At 59.8% G+C, this 20,466-nt stretch carries 17 protein-coding genes; 12 read left to right on the top strand and 5 right to left on the bottom strand.

Going from position 1 to position 20,466, the window contains the following annotated elements:
* Positions 1-281: 281 nt before the first annotated feature.
* Together dnaN and dnaA are read right to left on the bottom strand one after the other, a co-directional pair.
* A complete protein-coding gene (gene dnaN, locus DV520_RS06730) occupies positions 282-1,394 on the bottom strand; it encodes a DNA polymerase III subunit beta (protein ID WP_117142221.1) in 1,113 nt (370 codons plus the stop codon).
* A gap of 274 nt (positions 1,395-1,668) precedes the next feature.
* Positions 1,669-2,985: a chromosomal replication initiator protein DnaA gene (dnaA, locus tag DV520_RS06725; protein WP_021920258.1), complete on the bottom strand. Its 1,317-nt coding sequence runs from the start codon at positions 2,983-2,985 to the stop codon at positions 1,669-1,671.
* Between the two features lie 997 nt (positions 2,986-3,982).
* On the opposite strand from dnaA, the gene rpmH reads away from it, so the two are divergent.
* From rpmH to ppk1, 11 genes are all read left to right on the top strand, one after another.
* Positions 3,983-4,117, top strand: a complete 135-nt coding sequence (gene rpmH / locus DV520_RS06715; protein WP_021920316.1) for a 50S ribosomal protein L34 — start codon at positions 3,983-3,985, stop codon at positions 4,115-4,117.
* Between the two features lie 170 nt (positions 4,118-4,287).
* A complete protein-coding gene (gene rnpA, locus DV520_RS06710) occupies positions 4,288-4,656 on the top strand; it encodes a ribonuclease P protein component (protein WP_021920315.1) in 369 nt (122 codons plus the stop codon).
* Positions 4,653-4,871, top strand: coding sequence for a membrane protein insertion efficiency factor YidD (yidD, locus tag DV520_RS06705; protein WP_021920314.1), 219 nt, complete (start codon positions 4,653-4,655; stop codon positions 4,869-4,871). Before rnpA ends, yidD begins: the two co-directional genes overlap by 4 nt.
* A 66-nt stretch (positions 4,872-4,937) precedes the next feature.
* Positions 4,938-6,299, top strand: a complete 1,362-nt coding sequence (locus DV520_RS06700; RefSeq protein ID WP_117142219.1) for a membrane protein insertase YidC — start codon at positions 4,938-4,940, stop codon at positions 6,297-6,299.
* Between the two features lie 15 nt (positions 6,300-6,314).
* The gene (gene jag / locus DV520_RS06695; protein ID WP_117142218.1) at positions 6,315-7,112 is read left to right on the top strand and encodes an RNA-binding cell elongation regulator Jag/EloR; all 798 of its coding nucleotides are present in this window, start codon (positions 6,315-6,317) and stop codon (positions 7,110-7,112) included.
* Positions 7,113-7,198: 86 nt separating this feature from the next.
* The gene (locus DV520_RS06690; RefSeq protein ID WP_021920311.1) at positions 7,199-8,140 is read left to right on the top strand and encodes an alpha/beta hydrolase; all 942 of its coding nucleotides are present in this window, start codon (positions 7,199-7,201) and stop codon (positions 8,138-8,140) included.
* Positions 8,141-8,198: 58 nt separating this feature from the next.
* Complete coding sequence (locus tag DV520_RS06685) at positions 8,199-8,936, top strand: DNA polymerase III, delta' subunit (RefSeq protein WP_021920310.1); 738 nt, start codon at positions 8,199-8,201, stop codon at positions 8,934-8,936.
* Positions 8,937-8,951: 15 nt separating this feature from the next.
* Positions 8,952-10,313, top strand: coding sequence for a PSP1 domain-containing protein (locus DV520_RS12670; RefSeq protein ID WP_205727604.1), 1,362 nt, complete (start codon positions 8,952-8,954; stop codon positions 10,311-10,313).
* Positions 10,314-10,456: 143 nt separating this feature from the next.
* Positions 10,457-11,335, top strand: a complete 879-nt coding sequence (locus DV520_RS06675; protein ID WP_117142228.1) for a cation diffusion facilitator family transporter — start codon at positions 10,457-10,459, stop codon at positions 11,333-11,335.
* A 117-nt stretch (positions 11,336-11,452) separates the two neighbouring features.
* Positions 11,453-12,358, top strand: a complete 906-nt coding sequence (locus DV520_RS06670; protein WP_117142217.1) for a Ppx/GppA phosphatase family protein — start codon at positions 11,453-11,455, stop codon at positions 12,356-12,358.
* The gene (gene ppk1 / locus DV520_RS06665) at positions 12,331-14,478 is read left to right on the top strand and encodes a polyphosphate kinase 1 (RefSeq protein WP_117142216.1); all 2,148 of its coding nucleotides are present in this window, start codon (positions 12,331-12,333) and stop codon (positions 14,476-14,478) included. The genes DV520_RS06670 and ppk1 overlap by 28 nt, the downstream gene beginning before the upstream one ends.
* Before the next feature lie 80 nt (positions 14,479-14,558).
* Here the strand turns inward: ppk1 and DV520_RS06660 are convergent, their stop codons facing one another.
* From DV520_RS06660 to DV520_RS06650, 3 genes are all read right to left on the bottom strand, one after another.
* Positions 14,559-15,131, bottom strand: a complete 573-nt coding sequence (locus DV520_RS06660) for a hypothetical protein (RefSeq protein ID WP_021920305.1) — start codon at positions 15,129-15,131, stop codon at positions 14,559-14,561.
* 271 nt (positions 15,132-15,402) lie between these two features.
* On the bottom strand, positions 15,403-16,245 hold the full coding sequence (locus DV520_RS06655; protein ID WP_117142227.1) for a 3-hydroxybutyryl-CoA dehydrogenase: 843 nt from the start codon (positions 16,243-16,245) through the stop codon (positions 15,403-15,405).
* Positions 16,246-16,341: 96 nt separating this feature from the next.
* Positions 16,342-17,118, bottom strand: coding sequence for an enoyl-CoA hydratase-related protein (locus tag DV520_RS06650; RefSeq protein WP_117142215.1), 777 nt, complete (start codon positions 17,116-17,118; stop codon positions 16,342-16,344).
* Between the two features lie 880 nt (positions 17,119-17,998).
* On the opposite strand from DV520_RS06650, the gene DV520_RS06640 reads away from it, so the two are divergent.
* Positions 17,999-19,504 (top strand): oligosaccharide flippase family protein, encoded by a 1,506-nt coding sequence (locus DV520_RS06640; RefSeq protein WP_117142213.1) that lies wholly within the window; start codon positions 17,999-18,001, stop codon positions 19,502-19,504.
* Positions 19,505-20,466 lie beyond the last annotated feature (962 nt).

Here is a 20,466-nt window from a genome sequence, read left to right as displayed (position 1 = left end):
CACCGCCGTTGGAACGGCAGGGAACAATGGCTTACCCAGCCGGGGCCCCATTTCTTGGGAAGAAATGGGGGAAAGAACCCCAGAGGGAAGAGGTTCTTCCCTCTGGACTCCCTTCTCTGGTGGGGTGGTGTGGGGGAAGGATGTACTTCTCACTTGGTACCTGGCCTGCGGCCCTCTCGTTGAAACGCTGGTAACGGCCCGCCCACCGGCTGGGCGGGTACCCTTTGGGAGGAGAAAGCAGGGAGGGAAGGGAGATGCGAAGTACGACGCCGTTATTTTGCTTAGAAATCTGCTTTGAGGCGGACGGGGAGGACCATGAACAGGAAATTCTCCTCTCCCTCCGCCGGGACGATGATGCAGGGGGTGATGGGGCTGGACAGCTCCAGGGTCACTTGATCTTTGGGAGCCGCCTTCAGGGCATCCATCATGTACTTGTTGTTGAACCCGATCTCCAGGCCGTTTCCGTTGCCCTCCACCGGGCAGCAGTCATGGGCGTTGCCCAGGGCGGTTTTGGTGGTCATGTCAATCTCGCCCTCTCCGATGACGCACCGCAGGGGGCTCTTGAGCTTCTCGCTGACAATGAGGGACACCCGGTCGATGCAGGCCAGCAGCTGCTTGGTGTTGGCGGTAACCTTGATGGGGTTGTTCCGGGGAATGGCCTGCCGCCAAGCCAAGAACTCCCCTTCCAGCCGCCGGGAGATGAGGATGGTGCTGCCGATCTTAAACAGGATATGCCGGGCGCCCTGGTGGATGCCCACCAGCTCGTCGGTCTCCCGGCAGATCTTCTCCACCTCGCTGAGGGAGGCCCCGGGGACGACGAACTCGAAGGTCCCGTTCTTCTCCGCCACCGGCTCCCGGCGTAGGGCCAGGCGGAATCCATCCACCGCCACCATGGTGAGTCCCTCCTCATCCACCACAAAGAGGCTGCCGGTGTGGACCGGGCGGCTCTCGTCGTCGCTGACAGCGAACAGGGTCTGTCCGATCATGGCCCGGAGGGTCTGTTCCGGGATGGACAGGGAGTTTTGATACTCCACGGTGGGCAGCTCGGGAAAGTCCTCGGGGTCGATGCCCATGAGGTCGAATTCACTCATGCCGCAGGCGATGTGAACCTTTAGGGCCTCTTCCTGAAAGAGCAAGGTGTCGTCGGGCATCTTTCGGACGATCTCACCGAAGAGACGGGCGGAGAGGACCATGGAACCGGCCTCGGTGACATCGGCCTGGATGGCGGAGCGGATGCCGGTCTCCTGGTTATAGCCGGTGAGGAAGACGGTGCCGGAGTCCTCGGCCTCCAGAAGGAGTCCCTCTAAGGCGGGAATGGTGCTCTTGGGGGAGACAGCCCGGGAGGCGGTGAGGATGGCGTTTTGCAGCAGTGCTTTTTCGCAGCTGAATTTCATGGAAAGACCTCCTGTCGTGTTGGAATCGTCATTTCCCGATTTTCCCCGCAAAATAGGGAGAACAGGAAAGAAAGGTCGCAGTAGTAGCAGTAGGGAAATTTTTTGTGGAAAACCCGAAAAAATCCAGGAATGACAGGGCTTGTTTCCCAACATGGCTCCGTGGACAGAATGGGACAAGTTTTTTCCCTTTGTGGAAAGTTTCCCCTTGTCCACACAGCTTGTTCCACTTATCCACAAAATACGGTGGAATATTTTGGGGGAAAGGGGAGGAATTTCAGTTATATCGTTCGTTGATGTTGGAGCGGATGTCCTTGATGACCTCGTTGGTCTCCGGGTCGGTTTTGCATTGCTTCTCCACCCGGTCGATGGAGTGGAGGATGGTGGTGTGATCCCGGTTGTCGAACTCCTTGCCGATGTCCTTCAGGGAGAGTTTGGTCATGTGCCGGGTGAGATAGATGGCGATGTGCCGGGCCCAGCTGGTGGCCTTGGTCCGGCCCTGGCCCCGGATGGCGTTGGGGTCGATGTCGTAGAACTTGCCCACCTCTTCAATGATGACCTCCGCGGTGGGGAGGATGTCCGAGGTCTCCTTAAACATGTCCCGCACCGCCCGGGTGACGGAGCTGGCGTCCACGTTGCTGCCCAAAAGGTCCCGGAAGGCCAGGATTTTCTTGACCGTTCCCTCAATCTGCCGCACGTTGGAGGTGATGTTTTCCGCCACATAGATGAGAACCTCTTCCGGCAGCTCCACCCCCATGCGGATGGCCTTGTTTTTGATGATGGCCATGCGGGTCTCATAGTCCGGGGGCTGGATGTCCGCCAGCAGGCCCCATTCAAACCGGGTTTTTAACCGGTCCTCCAGCCGGAGCATCTCCTTGGGGGGACGGTCGGCGGTAAAGACGATCTGCTTTTTGTCCTCATAAAGGGTGTTAAAGGTATGGAACATCTCCTCCTGGGTGGAGTCCCGGCCGGCGATGAACTGGACGTCGTCCATGAGGAAGACATCCGCCGACCGGTATTTGTCCCGGAACTCCTGGTTCTTGCCTGCCCGAATGTCCCGGATGAGCTCGTTGGTAAAGTCCTCTCCCCGGATGTAGACAATTTTATAGTCTGGATGATTTTTATGGATGGTGTGGGCGATGGCGTAGAGCAGATGGGTTTTGCCCAGGCCGGATTCCCCGTGGATGAAGAGGGGGTTGTAATTTTCCGCCGGATGCTCCGCCACCGCCAGGGCGGCGGCGTGGGCCAATTTGTTGGAGTTGCCCACCACGAACCGTTCAAAGGTGTACTCCTCCGTCCCCGGCAGAAAGCGGGAGACAGGCTCCCGTTTGCCATACTTCTCCTTCTCCTCCTCGCTGAGAACCACCACCTCCAGCTCCGCGGAGAAGAGATCATAGAGGGCCTTCTTGATATCCCCTATATACCGGGAGGCCACGATTTCCCGCTTAAAGTCCGTGGGCACGTATAAAATAAACCGGTTTTCATCCAGGGCGATGGGTTCCGCGTCGGAAAACCACGTGGTGATGGTGGTTTCGGTCATGGTCTGCTGCATGAGAGAGAGCACGCGCTCCCAAATGTCGGCGGCGGAGTTCATGGGCTTCCTCCTTCTTTCTCGTTCCAACGTCTGCCGGGGTTCTCCTGCCACGGCGAGATAGGCCCATGGTTTCATGGACCTGTTGACTTTCCTTCAGAACAATCGATAAAAAATCAGTTTATTATATCAGATTCCTTATTTTTTGGCAAGCAGGTGTTTCTTTTGCTGTGGGAGGAGGTTGTTCCATGACCCACGCCGTTGGAACGGCAGGGAACCTTGGCCTACCCGGCCGGGGCCCCATTTCTTGGGAAGAAATGGGGGAAAGAACCCCAGAGGGAAGAGGTTCTTCCCTCTGGACTCCCTTCTCTGGTGGAGTTGTGTGGGGGAGGCTGTACCTCTTACAGGATACCTGGCCTGCGGCCCTCCCAGCGAAAGGCCCGTAGCGACCCGCCCACCGGCTGGGCGGGCTGGGGACGTGGACAGGTACCCTTTGGGAAAAGGAGGAGAAAAACCATTTCGTTTCCCACTTTTTCCTCCCGTCAACGAACCACTTCTCCCGCCCGCCCGAGCCGGTGGGCGGGCCATGAGGCGTTGGTCTTGGAGGCCGCAGGCCAGGCCCCTACCTGACCAACTACCTTCCCCCATTCCTCCCACCAGAGAATGGGGTTCCAAGGGGAAGGAACCTCCTTCCCCTTGGTGTTCTTTCCCCTATTTCTTCAAAGAAATAGGGCCCCGGCTGGGAAGCCAAGGTTCCCGCCCGTTCCAACGGCGCCGGAAAAAGAACCTCCACCCAAAGCACAGCCTGAGAGCAATCTGAAAGCCCCCGCAAAAACAGCCATCCCCCACAATATCTTGCGTTGCTTTCCTCTCCCAACCCCACCCCCTGCCAGGTGAAAATTAAGGTTGACACAGAGGATTCTTTTCCGCTATAATATCATTCATGTAATCATGGCTTTCTGCCATGGTGCGTGTATGTTTGACAACCGCGGCCGGGGCAATTCGGCCGTTGTGGTTGGCGGGAATTCCCGCTGGAAATCGATACAGGAGGTGTATCAGAATGGTTCGTACCTATCAGCCCAAAAAGCGTCAGCGTTCCAAGGAGCACGGGTTCCGCAAGCGTATGTCCACCGCCAATGGGCGCAAGGTTCTGGCCCGTCGCCGCGCCAGAGGCCGTGCCCGGCTGACCCACTAATGCCAAGGTTAACCGCATAAAGAGTACATACAAGGGGCGGGGAATCAGATTCCACCGCCCCTGCGAAGCATCGGGCGCTGGACGGGCCTTCTCCCGGCCGGCCTTGTCCGATGGCGGGAGGCGGGCCCTCCCCGTTCGCTGTCTGTCCTCAAAGCAAGGAGAATTTCACCGTGAAGTATACCGTTTCCTTAAAGGAAAACAGAGTGTTCCGCCGGCTCTACGCCAAGGGCCGGAGCGCGGTTTCGCCCACCATGGTTCTGTACTGCCGGAAAAACGGCCGGCGGGAAAACCGGTTGGGCCTGACCACGGGAACCAAGCTGGGCCACGCGGTGGTCCGGAACCGAGTGCGCCGCCGGCTGCGGGAAATCTACCGCCTGCAGGAGCACCGGCTCTCCCCCGGCTACGATATTGTCGTCGTGGCCCGGGTTCGGGCGGTTTACAGCCGGTACGCCGAACTGGAACGGGATTTTCTCCGCCTGGCAAAAAAGCTCCAGCTTCTCTCCCCCCAAGGTTCTGATGCGGAGGGAGAGAAGCCATGAAGGCTGTTCTGCTCTGGATGATCCGGTTTTACCGGAAGGTCATCTCCCCTGCCCGTCCCCCCTGCTGCCGTTTCATCCCCACTTGCTCGGCCTATGCTTTGGAGGCCATTGAAAAATACGGCGCCTGGAAGGGGGGCTTTCTTGCCCTGCGCCGGATTCTCCGATGCAATCCCTTTCACCGGCAGAAGAGCATTGAGTATGACCCCGTCCCCTGATCCGGGACAGCCTGTTTCGCCTGCCGGTGACCGCCGGCGGCATCCATCCAACCTGGAGGCGCTGCAATGAGTATTATTTTAACCCCCTTTGCCAAACTGCTTTTGCTGTTCTACGACCTGACCGGCAGCTATGGCGTGTCCCTGATTCTGTTCGGTCTGGTGATCCGTCTGATCCTGTTCCCCATCTTCCTCAAGGGGCGCAAGGGCATGCTCTCCATGAGCGGCCTGGCGGAAAAGCAGAAGGTATTACAGCAAAAGTACGCCCGGGACCGGGTGAAATATAGCCAGGAGCTGCAAAGGCTCTATGAGGAGGAAGGGGTCAAGCCCTCCTCCGGCTGTCTCTGGTCCTTCCTTCCCCTGCCTTTTCTGATGGTGCTGTACGCCATCGTCCGGCAGCCTTTGACCTATCTGCTGAACATGACCCAGGATCAGTTCAACGTGGTCTCCAACCTGCTGTATGGAAACGTGCTGGATTACAGAAACCAGCAGCTCCAAATGGCCCAGGATGTCTTCCTGAACCATGACAAGATTGTCGCGGCGGTGCCGGAGCTGGCCAACATGCCCCAGATTGACTTTACCTTCCTGGGGGTAAACCTGTCTCAGACCCCCCACTTCATGTTCTGGAAGGCCGACGATATCGGCGCCGCCTTCGGCCTCTGGCTGATCCCCGTGATCTCCGCCGCCCTGGGCGTGGTGTCCATGATCGTCACCAACCACATCAACGGAAAGGTCCTGGGCACCCGGAGAACCATGGACCAGTCCACCCGGATGACCATGTTCATTATGCCCCTGTTCTCCCTGTGGATCTGCTTCACCCTGCCCGCCGCCCTGGGTGTGTACTGGATTGCCAACAGCCTGTTTGCCATGCTGCAGGAAGTGCTGAACATCCCCTTCCTCCGCTCCTTCCTGAAAAAGCAGGAAGAGGCCAAGGTCAAGCGTCGGGAAGAGGAGAAAGAGCGCGTCAAACGAGAAAAGCAGGCCCAGGCGGAGGCCAAGAAAAAGGCCGCCGAGGAGATGCGCCGGATTCAGATGGAGCGCAAGCTGAACAAGAGCATCGCCACCGCCAGCCGGGAGGGTATCCGGGCCTACGCCCGGGGCCGGCTGTATGACCCGGAACGCTACCCCACCTTCCCCTACCAGGACCCCAATGATCTGGCCAAGCAGGCCCAGGAGGAGCAGCAGCGCCTGGCGGAGGAACAGAAGACCGCCAAGGCCAAGGGGAAGAAGGGCAAGAAGGACCAGCCCAATCAGCCCACCAAGACAGAAAAACCCGCCCAGGCCGCCCAAGAGGAGAAACCTTCCGCCGCCCCCACGTCCGCGGCCCCGGAGAAACCGGTGCCCCAGCCGGCGCCCGTCCCGGAGGAAGAGGAGGGCTTCGTGGAGGAATCCTTCCTGGAAGAGCCGGAACAGGACAACGACGAGAAATAAGGAGAGACGAGCCTGATGTTGAAATGGATTGAAGCCACAGGCAGATCGGAAGAGGCTGCCATACAGAATGCCCTGGCCCAGCTGGGGCTGGACCGGGACAGTGTTTCCGTGGAGGTCCTGGAGCGGGCGAGGAATGGATTTTTGGGGTTTGGCAGCTCTCCGGCCAAGGTCAAGGTGACCTATGAAGTCTCCCAGGAGGAGGCCCCGGTCTCCCCGGTGGAGGAGATCTTCGCCCCGGCCCCCCAGCCGAAGCCGGCCGCGACCCCGGCCCGTCCGGCGGAGGCCGCCCCCAAGGGACCGGCCAAAGCAGAGGCCCCGGCTTCCCCTGTGCCCGGAGCCAAGCCGGGGGACCTGGAGGAGCGAATCCGCGCCTTTCTCTCCGGCCTGCTGGCCCACATGGGGGTGGAGGCCGCCATCCACGTGTCCCCCAAAGGGGACAATGGGATTCTTGTGACCCTGGAGGGCCCGAAGCTGGGCGCCCTCATCGGCCACCGGGGGGAGACCCTGGACGCCATCCAGCAGCTGACCAACTACGCGGTCAACCGGGGCCGGACCCACCGGGTGCGGATTCACATTGACGCGGAGCACTACCGGGCCAAGCGGGAGGAATCCCTCAAGCGCCTGGCCAATAAAGTTGCCGTCAAAGTGGTCAAATACCGCCGGAATATCACCCTGGAGCCCATGAACGCCTATGAGCGCCATGTGATCCACGAGACCCTCCAGGACTATCCCGACGTCATCACCTATTCCACGGGAACCGAGCCCAACCGCCGCACGGTGGTGGCCTTCTCCCGGGGCAAGCACGCATATTGACCTGAAACGGCGGAGGAGGACTGTGCTCCACCGCCGTTTTGCTTTCAAAAGGGGCCCTCTGGCCCCGCTGTCAAGGAGGGATTGCCATGACATTCCGTGACCGTATCCAGCCCCAGCTGCGGGACTGGTATGACGCCTCAGCCGGCTTTGACTTTGAGCACCTGGAGGAGTTTGTCCCCAAGTGCAACGCCGCAGAACTGGCCAACCTGCGGGAGGACCCCCAGGTGAAGGCTTGGGACCAGATGATTCCCGGTCCCGACGGTGCGCCCCAGGTGAAAATTCGGGTGTACGCCCCCAGCCAGCGGGAGAAAGCCCCCCTGCCCTGCCTGTTCTTCTACCACGGCGGAGGCTTTCTCTTCGGCACGGTCTACCGGCAGGAGGACCTGTGCCAGCGGTATGTAAAGCACGTGGGCTGCGTGGTGGTCTCGGTGGAGTACCGCCTGGCGCCCCAGTGGAAGATGCCCGCCCCCCTGGAGGACTGCTACGCCGCCCTGCTGTGGGTTTGGACCAACCACCAGACCCTGGGGGTGGACCCGGACCGTCTGGCGGTGGCCGGTCTGTCGGCGGGGGGCAACCTGGCCGCCGCCGTGGCGCTGCTGGCCCGGGACCGGAAGGGACCCAGACTCTGCCTGCAGGTTCCCCTTTATGGGGAGCTGGACTGCCGGCTGGAGACCCCCTCCTCCCAGGAGATCACCGACCGGAAGGTCTGGTGCCGGGACAACTGCCGGATCTCCTGGGACAAGGTGCTCAGCCCCGGGCACATGCCCACCCAGTATGAGTCCCCCGCCCTGGCCAAGGACCTTGGGGGCCTGCCGCCCCTGTTCTCCTTCATCGGGCAGCTGGACCCGGGCCGGGACGAGAACCTCACCTATTGGTCCCGGCTGATGGCCGCCGGGGTGCCGGTGGAGTGCCATGTGTTTCCCGGCTGCTATCACTGCTTTGAGCTCAGTGTCCCCGAGGCGGAGGTGAGCAAGCAGGCCTATGAACTGACCTACGCCGCCCTCCGGCGGGCTTTTTCCAAGGGATGAGCCCCCGTCTTTCCCCAAGTTCCCCTGTTTTTGTGGAGAAAAGGAGGTGAGCCTCCCCATGGAGGTCCCAGCCCATCTGCGGATTCGCATGGCAAAGCGCAACTTATCCCACGCCTATCTGGTGGTGGGGGAAAACCGCCGTCCCCTGGCCGAGGCCCTGGCCGCCGCCTGGGTCTGTACCGGGGAGACCCCTCCCTGCGGGCACTGCCCGGGCTGCCGGAAGGCCGGCCTGGGAATTCATCCAGATATTATCCGGGCCGACCCAGAGGGGGAGGGCCTGAAGGCCGAGGAGGTCCGGGCCCTGCGGTCCGATGCCTATATCCGCCCCAATGAGGCCCCCAAAAAGGTCTATCTTTTGGAGCACAGTGAGCTGCTCAATCCCACGGGGCAGAATATTCTGTTGAAGCTCATCGAGGAGGGGCCCGCCTACGCCTGCTTCCTCTTTCTCTCCCCCCAGCCTGGGCTTCTGCTGCCCACCATCCGGTCCCGGTGCGAAACCCTCCGGGCTCCAGGAGAAGAGACCCGGCAGGCCGACCAGGCGGGGGAGACCTTAGCCGACCTGATCCTCACCGGGGCCTCTCCCCGGGACCGCCTGCCCTTCCTCCTCTCCCTGGAGAAGAAGGACCGGGAGGAATTTCCCCTCCTCCTGGAGGCCGCCCTGTCCCGGCTGGCGGCGGAACTGCCCCGGCGGCCCGACCTGCTGCCGGTGCTGGACCGCCTGGTCCCCATTCGGGCGGCCTGTGAGTTTCCCGTCAGCCCCGGCCATTTGAGCGGCTGGATCGCCGCCGCGCTGTAAGCAAAGGAGAAAACTATGGCAGAGATTATCAGCGTTCGCTTTCGCAGCGAGGGCAAACAATATTATTTTGACCCCCAGGGCATGGTCTGCCGCCCTGGGGATGGTCTCATTGTGGAGACCGCCTCAGGTCTGGAGTACGCCCAGTGCGTCCGGGGCAACTTTACTTTGGCCGAGGCCGAGCTGGCCGCGCCCCTGCGCCCCGTGGTCCGGGCGGCCACGGAGGAAGACCTTGCCGTGGTGGAGAAAAACCGGGAGAAGGAGGTCTATGCCTTCCGGGTTTGTCAAGAGAAGATCCTGGAGCATAAACTGGACATGAAGCTGGTGAGCGTGGAGTGCAGCTTTGAGGGGACCAAAATCCTCTTCTTCTTCACCTCCGACGGACGGGTGGACTTCCGGGGCCTGGTGAAGAGCCTGGCCGCGGTCTTCCACACCCGGATTGAGCTGCGGCAGATCGGCATTCGGGATGAGGCCAAGATGCTGGGGGGCCTGGGAATCTGCGGCCGTCCCTTCTGCTGCAACTCCTTTTTGCGGGAGTTCCAGCCGGTCTCCATCAAGATGGCCAAGACCCAAAACCTCTCCCTGAACCCCACCAAGATTTCCGGCACCTGCGGCCGGCTCATGTGCTGCCTGAAGTATGAGCAGGAGGCCTATGAGGACCTGATGAAGGACGCCCCCCGTATGGATTCCTTTGTGGAGACCCCCGACGGGGCGGGCACCATCATCAGCGTCAACACCCTGCGGGAAAAGGTGCGGGTCCGCCTGGACGACGCCCCGGACACCCTGAAGACCTATCACAACAGTGAGATCCGAGTGGTCCGCAGCGGCAAGGGCAAGCGCCCGGAGGGCTATGTGCAGCCCCCCAAGGAGGAGCTGGCCAAGCTGCGGAAGGTCACCGAGTCCCCGGAGGACCAGTACCGCCGGGAGCAGGCCGCCCTGGCCGCGGCCTTGGATGAGTTTCTGGCCGAACACGGGACGCCTACCCAGGCCCAGCCCGACCACGCCCCCAACCGCCGCCGCCGGGGTGACCGGGGCCGGAACGCCGAACGGGCGGAGCGGGCCTTGGAGGCGGAGGTGGAGCGGGAGAAGGAAAAAGCCCGCCACCGGCCCCGCCACCATCGCAATGGCAAGAGCCAGCAGCCCCTTCCCCTGGAGACAGAGCTCCAGGGCCTGGCGGCCGAAGCGGAGGAGGCACTCTATCAGGAGGAGGCCGTCCGCCGCCGCCACCGGAACAGCCGGAGCCGGAACAGGTCCAATCCCCATCCCCACCCGGAAAAGCCCAACCGGACCAAACCTGGGGAGGAGAGAAAGGGCCGTTCTCACTGGCATAAAAAAGGCCACCGAAAGAGTGGTGGAGGAACCCCGCCCGCTGAGGGCTGAGTTCCTTCCAACAAGTGCAGTTTGGAAAGCCATCCGCCCCTTATGCGCGGGTGGCTTCCTGTCTATGGAGGTGTATTCCCTTGCAAACCCAATCTTCCAAAGCAGAATCGCCCCTCTCCCCCCAGCAGGCCAAGGGCCTGGCCATGCGGGTCTCCCTGGTCAGTGTGGCGGTGAATCTCGTCCTCTCCGCGGGAAAACTTCTGGCGGGGGTGTTCGCCCACTCGGGGGCCATGATCTCCGACGCGGTTCACTCGGCTTCGGACGTGTTTTCCACCCTGATCGTTATGATCGGGATTCAGATTTCCAGCAAGCAGGCCGATGCCCAGCACCGCTATGGACATGAGCGGTTTGAGTGCGTGGCCTCGGTGGCCCTGGCCCTGATCCTGCTGGAGACCGGGCTGCTCATCGGCTGGAAGGGGCTGAAAACCATTCTGGCCGGGTCCTATGCCGACCTGGCGGTGCCCGGGATGCTGGCCCTTGTGGCGGCGGCGGTCTCCATTGTGGTCAAGGAGTGGATGTACTGGTATACCCGGGCCGCGGCCAAGAAGATTCACTCCGACGCCCTCATGGCGGACGCCTGGCATCACCGGTCTGACAGCCTCTCCTCCATCGGGGCCCTGGTGGGAATTGTCTGTTCCCTGGCGGGTTTTCCAGTGATGGACAGCGTGGCCAGTGTGGTGATCTGCATTTTCATCGTCAAGGCCGCCGTGGACATCTTCCGGGACGCCGTGGATAAAATGGTGGACCGGTCCTGTGATGAGGAAACCCTGGCGCAGATGACCCAGGTCATTCTGGACCAGCCCGGGGTGCTGGGGCTGGACCTGCTGCAAACCCGCCTGTTCGGGGCGAAAATCTACGTGGACGCGGAGATCGCGGCCCAGGCTGATCTCCCTTTGTCCCAGGCCCACGCCATTGCGGAGTCGGTCCACGAGGCCATTGAGCAGGCCTTTCCCCTGGTGAAGCACTGTATGGTCCATGTAAACCCCAAGCAGGCCGACCCCGCCTCTCCCCCGCCGGCGTGAGCCGGGGAGTGAGATATGCCGGCATTTAACAGAAAATTGGTTTTTGATTTTACAGAGTCCAAGTATGCTAAAAGATAGGAATTCCTGTCTGTGTGTCAGGCAGGTCGGGAGGAAACCATGAAACAAGCAGTCATCGACATCGGCTCCAATTCCATGCGCCTGTCGGTCTATGAGACCACGGAGGCCGGCACTTTCACCATTCTCTTTAAGGATAAGATCATGGCCGGTCTGGCCGGCTATGTGGAGGAAGGGGCGCTCAGCCCCGAGGGGATCACCCGGGCCATCCTGGGTCTGCGGTCCTTCCGGGGCACCTTGCGTGCCCTGAACATCCCCCAGGTGGCGGTGTTTGCCACGGCCTCCCTGCGAAATATCCGAAACACCGCCCAGGCGGTGGCGGAGATCCAGCGGGGCACCGGCTTTGCCATTGAGGTTCTCTCCGGGGAGGAGGAGGCCCGCCTGGGCTACGCCGGGGCCATGGAGGAGCTGGCATTGTCAGAGGGACTGTTTGTGGACATCGGCGGGGCCAGCACGGAGGTGGTCCGCTTTGCCCATGGTCAGCTGGTCTCGGCGGTCAGCTGTCCCGTGGGCTCTCTGAAGCTCTACCGGGACTGGGTGAAAAAGATTCTGCCCAACCAGCAGGCGGTGGAGAGCATGAAAAAGGCCATCCGCCAGGCCACCCGGGGGGTGGTGGAGGGGCCCGTCCGCCAGGGTCTCCCCCTGGTCTGTGTGGGCGGGACCGCCCGGGCGGCCCTGAAGCTGGCCAAACGGGTGTGCCACCTGCCGGAGGACACCAACCGGGTCTCTGTGGGCCAGCTGGAGCAGGTGAGCGCCCTGCTGTGCTCCTCCCATAAGGCGGCGGCGGATTTGATCTTAAAGGTGGAGCCGGAGCGCATCCACACCATGATCCCCGGCCTGCTGATCCTCCGCCACATGGTGGAGGGTTTTGGAGCCGGGGAGATGATCGTCAGCAAATATGGGGTACGGGAGGGCTATCTATGCCAAAAGATCCGCAAAGCGTCGTAACCGATTATACCTATACCCAAAACCGGGAGCTCAGCTGGCTCCGGTTCAACCGCCGGGTCCTGGAAGAGGGGGCGGACGAGACCGTTCCCGCCCTGGAACGGCTGAAATTTATCGCCATTTTCGCCAGCAATCTGGATGAGTTTTTCATGGTCCGGGTGGGCAGCCTGGTGGACATGGCGGCGGTCTCCCCGGAGGAGGTGGACAGCAAGAGCGGCATGCGTCCCCGGGAACAGCTGAAGGCGGTCTATGAGGCCGTTCCCGGCCTCATAGAGATCAAGGGCCAGCTCTATAACCGGGTCAGCGGTCTGTTGGCCCAGGAGGGCATTGTGGACCTGACCTATGACCAGCTGACCCAGGAGGAGCGGGCCCAGGTGAAGGACTACTTTCACTCTGTGGTCCTCCCCATTCTCTCGCCCCAGATCGTGGGCCAGCGCCATCCCACCCCCCATCTGGACAACAAGGCGCTGTATATCACCGCCCTGCTGCGGAGCAAAAGCGGCAAGACCTCCCTGGGCTTTATCCCCCTTCCCACCTCGCTGCCCCCGTTGTTTCTCCTGCCCGGCACCCGGGGCCGCTTTCTCCGCCTGGAGACCATCCTCCGTCAGTGGGCCCCTACCCTCTTTGGAAAATACAAGGTGGAGGAGACCTGCGTCATCAGCGCCACCCGGAACGCGGACCTCACCTTTGACACGGAAAAATTTGAGGACAGTGAGGACGATTTCCGCCTGCTGATGACCAAGCTCCTCAAACGGCGGGCCAACCAGTCCATTGTCCGCCTGGAGCTGGGCCAGCGGCCCTCCCAGGAGATGCTCGCCCTGCTGGAGCGGGTGATCCAAGTGGAGACCCATCAGATTTATTACGACAGCGCTCCCCTGTCCATGGGCTATGTCTATGACCTGGAGAAAGCCCTGTCCCCCGACCTGCGGGCCAGGCTCACCTACCCGGCCTACCATCCCCGGTGGCCGGAGGACTTAAACCGCCAGGAGTCCATGATTGAGCAGATCCGCCGGAAGGACCGGCTGCTCTTCTTTCCCTTTGATTCCATTGACCCCTTCCTGCGCCTGCTGGAAGAGGCGGCGGACCGGCCCGACGTGGCCTCCATCAAGATCACCATTTACCGCCTGGCCTCCACCTCCAAGATTGCCCGGATTCTCTGCCGGGCGGCGGAGAACGGGAAAGAGGTGGTGGCCCTCATGGAGCTTCGGGCTCGGTTTGACGAGGCCAACAACATCGCCTGGTCCAAAATGCTGGAGGAAGCCGGGTGCAAGGTCATCTACGGCATGGAGAACTTTAAGTGTCACAGCAAGCTCTGCCTGATTACCCTCCGGGACAAGAAGGGCACCCACTATATCACCCAGGTGGGGACCGGCAACTACAATGAAAAGACCAGCGCCCTGTACACCGACCTGAGCGTTATGACCGCCTCCCCTGTCATCGGGGACGACGGCGCGGCCTTTTTCCGCAACATGCTCACCGACAACTTGGAGGGGGGATACCACTCCCTGCTGGTGGCCCCCAACGGTCTAAAGTCCCAGCTGTGCGCCATGATCCAGCAGGAGATTGACAAGGGACCCCAGGGCTACCTCTGCATCAAGGCCAATTCCATCACAGAGCGGGAGATCATCGACAAGCTCCGGGAGGCCTCCCAGGCGGGGGTGCAGATTGAGATGATCATCCGGGGCATCTGCTGCATCCGCCCGGGGGTGCTTCTGAAGACGGAGAACATCCAGGTCACCAGCATTGTGGGCCGCTACCTGGAGCACGCCCGGATCTATGTCTTTGGCCGGGGAAACCAGGCCAAATATTTCATTGCCTCCGCAGACCTGATGACCCGCAACCTCCAGCGGCGGGTGGAGATCGCTTGCCCCATCTGGGACAGGGAAATCCAGGAGCAGCTGCGGTATATTTTGGACCTCCAGCTCCAGGACAACGCCAAGGCCTCCTTTCTGCAGCCCAGCGGCGCCTATCTGCGGAAAGAGATCCGGACCGTCCGGGTGGACAGTCAGGAGGAGCTGATGCGGGTCTCCCTCCACCGGCCGGAGCAGGCTCCCACAGTCAGCGAGAAGCCCTCCGCCCTCCACCGGCTGTTGGGACGTCTGTTCGGCAAAGATTCCCCCTAAGCCCAACAGCGTTTGAAAAACGGCCCCCGTCCCATCAGGACGGGGGCCGTTTCCATAGTTTCCTCTTTTGTCTGCGGAGGTTAAGGACTGGAGCTGGGCTCCAGCGCCGGCTCCGCAGAGCCGATGGCGCAGGCAAGAAGCCCATCCTCTTCCAGGATGAATGAGACCATGTAATCCACATCGTCGATATGGTCTTCTGTCAATAAGGTATGGCTGGAATCATAGTAGTACACAAAATACTGGTCCTGTTCGTTGGACATGGTGCATGCACCATAGACCTTGTCAAGGTCTTCCTTGGAGCTTCCCACGGTGATCCCTCCCTGCAGAGACCAGTTGGAGGTCTTCTCTGTCTGGAGGGTTTCATCCAGGGAGATGTTGTTGACCACACCGTCGTAATACGTGACGGCAATGCGGTCCTCCGGGGTGTCCCCGTATATCACCGTGTCCGTGTCCGTCGAGGGAGAGGAACCCTCTGCCGGAGTAAGTTTGTCCTCCACCTCCGCCTGGGTCATGCCCAGGGAGAGCTGCACGTTGTCCCCTTCGTGGTGAAAGGTGTCCCAGCGGGCACTCTCCGCCTGGGTTCCCTGCCCGCCGCAGGCCGCCAGAAGGCAGAAAAGGGGGACAATCCATAGAAATCGTTTGCCATGCTTCATGCCGGTACCTCCTAAACATTTATTCTGTAAGGTTGCTGTGCCGGTGGAAAAGCCCATCCTCACGGGAGGCGGAATCCCCTTGGGACTGCCTGCGTCGTCTGGTTCCGCCCCATGGGCCCCCCGCTTTCTTTGAACATAACATATCTGCCTCTCCTCGTCAACAGAGCTTCCCTTTCTGAAAGGGGGATTGTCTCCTTTTTACAGCAAAAAACCCTCCCTGCGGCTCTGCCGCAGGGAGGGTTCCATATAGAGGTCAAACCAAAGAGAGGGATCAATACTTGTAGAAGCCCTCGCCGGTCTTCTGGCCCAGCAGGCCGGCACGGACCATCTTCTTCATGGTCAGAGCGGGACGATACTTGGAGTCGCCGGTCTCGGTGAAGATGGTCTCCATGATGGCCAGGCAGATGTCCAGACCAACCAGGTCGGCCAGAGCCAGGGGGCCCATCTTGTGGTTGGCGCCGTACATCATGGCGGTGTCAATGTCCTCCTTGGAGGCAATGCCGTTCTCCAGAACGATAATGGCCTCGTTGATCATGGGGAACAGGATGCGGTTGACCACGAAGCCGGGAGCCTCGCCCACCTCGACGGGGTTCTTGCCGATCTCCTTGGCGCAGCCGTAGACAGCCTGGAAGGTCTCGTCGTTGGTGCGGGCGCCGCGGATGACTTCCACCAGCTTCATAGCGGGGGCGGGGTTGAAGAAGTGCATGCCCAGCACCTTCTCGGGGCGCTTGGTGGCGGCGGCGATGGCGGTGATGGAGATGGAGGAGGTGTTGGAAGCCAGGATGGTCTCAGGCTTGCAGATCTCGTCGAGCTCCTTGAAGATGCCCTTCTTGATGTCCAGAACCTCGATGGCAGCCTCTACCACCAGGTCGCAGTCCTTGGCGTCGGCCAGCTCCAGGGTGAAGGAGACCCGGGAGAGCATGTCGTTCTTCTGCTCCTCGGTGATCTTGCCCTTGGCGACCTTCTTCTCCAGGTTCTTCTTCAGCACGCCCTCACCCCGCTGAATGAAAGCGTCGGCGATGTCGCGGACGAGAACGGTCTTGCCAGCCTCAGCGAAAACCTGAGCGATCCCCATACCCATGGTGCCGGCGCCCAGCACCATAATCTTATTGATAGCCATTGTGGTGTTCCTCCAATTTTATAATTTAGAAAACAATCGGTTGTCCCTCCCCACGGGAGGAGACGGAAAAAAGCAAAGGGAGAGAAAAGCTTACTTGTTCTTGAAGTGCTTTTCCTTTCTCTTCTCCAGGAAAGCCTGCATGCCTTCCTTCTGGTCCTCGGTGCCGAAGCAGGTGGCGAAAGCCAGGGCCTCATAGCTTACAGCGGTGGAGATGTCGCAGTCAATGCCGCGGCGGATGGCCAGCTTGGATGCGCGGATGGCCTTCTGGGCGTTGGTGCAGATCTTCTGGGCCAGCTTCATGGCCTCGTCCATCAGCTGGTCAGCGGGGACCACGTGGTTGACCATGCCGATCTCCAGGGCGCGCTGGGCGTCGATGGTGTCGGCGGTGTAGATCAGCTCCATGGCGGGGCCGGTGCCGATGATCCGGGCCATACGCTGGGTGCCGCCGAAGCCGGGGATGATGCCCAGACCCACCTCGGGCTGGCCGAACTTGGCCTTCTCGGAAGCGATGCGGATGTCGCAGGCCAGGGCCATCTCGCAGCCGCCGCCCAGGGCGAAGCCGTTGACCGCAGCGATGGTGGGCTTCTCCATCATGTCCACCCGCATGAGAATGCGGTTGCCCAGCTCACTGAAGGCCAGACCTTCCGCCACATTCATGGGTGCCATCTCGCCGATGTCGGCGCCGGCGATGAATGCCCGGCCTGCGCCGGTGATGATGACAACATAGACCTCATCGTCCCTTTCCACGTCGTCCAGGGCGACCTCCAGGTCCGTGAAAACGGCCTTGTTCAGGGCGTTGAGCGCCTCGGGGCGGTTCATGGTGACAACCGCGATGTGGTCCTTTTTGGTGACCTCAACAAATGCCATAGGGATTTCCTCCTAACATTGGTCATACAGGGCATGCTACCCCTGTATATAAATACTTCACGAAATAGTATACTGTATTTTCGCCCAAGGGACAAGGCAAACCTTTTCGCCGTTTTACCGAAAAAAGGGAGAGAAAACAACCAATTTCCGTAAAAATGATAGACTCCCCTGGCCTTTCCTGCACCGATCCCTTCATATGGGTAAAAAGTTGAAAATTTTGCAAGTGAGCCTGCGTTTTCTTTCTTCCCAAGGTCTGGTGTCTCCAGCTTTCCTGTGAGGAGTCGGAGGCGGGAAATCTGGGAAAGGGTCCGGAAGAAAGGGATTTGTTTCTCTTGCAGCAGCAAGGGAAGCTTCCCCTTGCAGTTTCTGCTTTTCGTGAGGGAGAGAGAAATCGTATTTTCAGTTTCATACAAAAATTGAACCGAATACACTGGTGTTTTTGTTGACAAATCAATCTTCCTAATGTTAAAGTACAAGAGTACAGAGGTGTTATTTTATGTGAATTGTCGTATAGGCGGGTGATTTCTGAACGATATGAAAAAACAATGGCCCTGCTTTTTGCTGATGCTTTTCTCCTATCCCCTCTCCCTCCTGTTTTCTTTTCTTTTGGGGCTCTTGGAATATGGAATTCTGCGGCTCTTCGAGCATATTTTGTCCGATAACATGACCTGGCAGGCGATAGCTCAGTCGCACTTTGTTGTGTCGTTGTCCGAAGGGACGGTATTCTTTTTTATCTCTCTGAATCTGATTGCGGTGCTCTGGCTGCTGCAAAGGTGGAAAGCATAGTACACACTTCCGCCCTCCCATCACAGGGAGGGCGGTTTTTTGGCATAGTTTCCCTCCGGCCTCTCATACAGTGAGAGGAACAGGAGGTGAGCGGGTGCGCGGTGTGGCGGTGCTGACCATCACGGGGGTGTTGTCCCAGCTGGTGGGGTTTGTGTATCGGATTGGGCTGACCCGTCTGGCGGGGGCGGAGATTTTGGGGCTGTATCAGCTGATCCTGCCGGTGTATTCGGTGCTGCTGTCCCTGACCTCTGTGGGGCTGACCACGGCGGTGTCCAATCTCTCCGCCTGGTACCAGGCCCTGGGGAACCAGCGGGCCATTTACCAGGTCCGGGGCCAGGCGGTGAAGCTGTTTTTCCTGCTGGCCCTGATGCCCTGTTCCCTGCTGCTGCTCTTTTCGGACGGGGCCTCGGTGTATCTTTTGGGGGACGCAAGAACCCAGCTGGGGCTCATCCTCCTGGTCCCCTGTCTGCTGCTGACGGGGACGGAAAATCTCCAGAAACACTATTTTTACGGCACGGGCCGGGTCTACCCCGCCGCCATCACGGAGCTGGCGGAGCAGGTCCTCCGGTCCCTGCTGGTGCTGGCCCTGCTGTGGCGCCTGGCGCCCGACACCGCCGAGAAGGCCGTGGGGACCATTGTGCTGGGCATGGCCCTGTGCGAGGTGGTCTCCGCCCTCACCCAGACGGTGCTCTTCCGGGTGTACTTGGGGCCTCCGGCGGGTCTGTCCGGGGAGAAACTGACCCCCAAGGCCCTCCGGGGCAAGATTGGGCGGATCGCCCTGCCCCTGGGGTTTGCGGCCCTGCTGGGGAATCTCATCTCCTCGGCCAACGCGGTGCTCATCCCCCGGCTGCTGGTCCAGGGGGGAATGGACCAGGGGGAGGCGGTGTCGGCCTACGGCGTGACCTTTGGCATGACGCTGCCCATGCTCTTGCTGCCCACGGCCTTTCTCAGCGCCCTGGGGCTGGTGCTCACCCCCAAGCTCTCCCAGTATTCCGCCCTGGGACAGAAGGAGGCCATCCGCCGGCAGGTGAAGCGGTCGGTGGGGGCGGCCAATCTGATCCTCATTCCCGCCCTGGCCCTGCTGGCGGTGCTGGGCTCGGCCATCGGGCAGAGCCTGTACCGGGATGACCGGGTGGGGGATCATCTCCCGCTGCTGGCCCTGGGGGTGCTCTTCTCCTGCTGGCAGACCCTCTCGGCCTGCGTTTTGAGCGGGGTCAACCGCCAGGGGGCTTCGGCGGGAATCGCCCTGGCCGCGGACAGTGTGCAGCTGGTGCTCACCTGCCTGACGGTGGGCCGGTGGGGCATGGGGGGGTATGCCTTCAGCTTTGCCCTGTCAGCCCTGCTGGGAGCGGTGCTCAGCTGGCGGGTGGTTTCCCGGGAAATTGGGCTTTCCCTGCCGGTGTTTTCCTGGTTTACCGCCCCCACCCTGGCCGCCTGCCTGGCGGCCTCCTGCGGGGATTTGATGGAGACGGTGCTGCTTCGGGCCGGCCTGGTCTCCTTTCCCGCCGCGGTGGGGGGACTGTGCTTTGGACTGCTGCTCTATTTGGCGGCCCTGCAGGCCATGGGGGCCGGGAGCAAAGGGGGCGGACTGCCGCCATAAGTTTTACTGGGTCAATAAAAGGACAACAGCCTTTTTTGAGTAAAAGAGGCTGTTGTTTTCTATTGTTGGGCAAGTCAGCGGGAAGTATCTCATGCAGGGAATCTCTCCTTCTTGCCCGTCTCCATACTTTCCATTTTTCTTTGGTTTAGGTATAGGGAAATAGAGACTGTAACTTCTCTACTTGACAAGAAAAAAGAATTTTGATACTATTTATATGTAAATTTTGCACATAAAATATAGTTACGATAGCGGCTCCTTGGGCATGGAGTGAAGTGAAAAGTCAAGTACTTGGAATGGGTGGATATTACATTGTCACTGTCGAGTTTAATTTCCCTGATCATAGGTAATGAGTGATGAGAAAAAATGAATGGTTGATTCCAAATATGATAGCAGTCCTATTGCCTTGGTTAGAAATTCCCTTTTTGTGGTGCGTTTTTTATGCAGATCCATTGGGAGACCCACGTCAATCTTTCCAAATGGGAAAATTTGTTGGATTGTGTTTTTTGTGTTTTATTTATGCACTTCTTCTCCTCTTAGGACATCAAAGCTTTTTGAAAAACGCGGAGAAAATTTCGTGGATATGCTTGATAGTTGGCTTAGCAGAAAGTTTTATTGCGCTACCTGTTATTGCTTTGAGGTCCATTCCATATGAAATTGACACCATAATTTTAAGGGATTTTCCTTTCAGTGTCTTTTTGGCTCTCTTTATGTTTGTGATCTACCTACTTCTCCTTGTTAGGAAGATCAAGATGAGAACCAAGATTACTGGATAATTAGTGAAACAATGCTCTACTTAGGAATGAAGACGAAAGGGCATCCAACATTTTGTTGGATGTCCTTTTGCGGTTTTGTGAACAAAAGATGAAGATTTTCAAGGTTGTTCATAACGGTAAAAATTATCTGATCCCAGATGAGAGTCCGTTCCTATCCTTTATCCAAGAACCCCAATCTTACCTCTCCCG

This window comes from Evtepia gabavorous (assembly GCF_003425665.1).
In the GTDB taxonomy this organism is placed as follows: domain Bacteria; phylum Bacillota; class Clostridia; order Oscillospirales; family Oscillospiraceae; genus Evtepia; species Evtepia gabavorous.
This window is presented reverse-complemented; position numbering and strand designations above follow the sequence as displayed.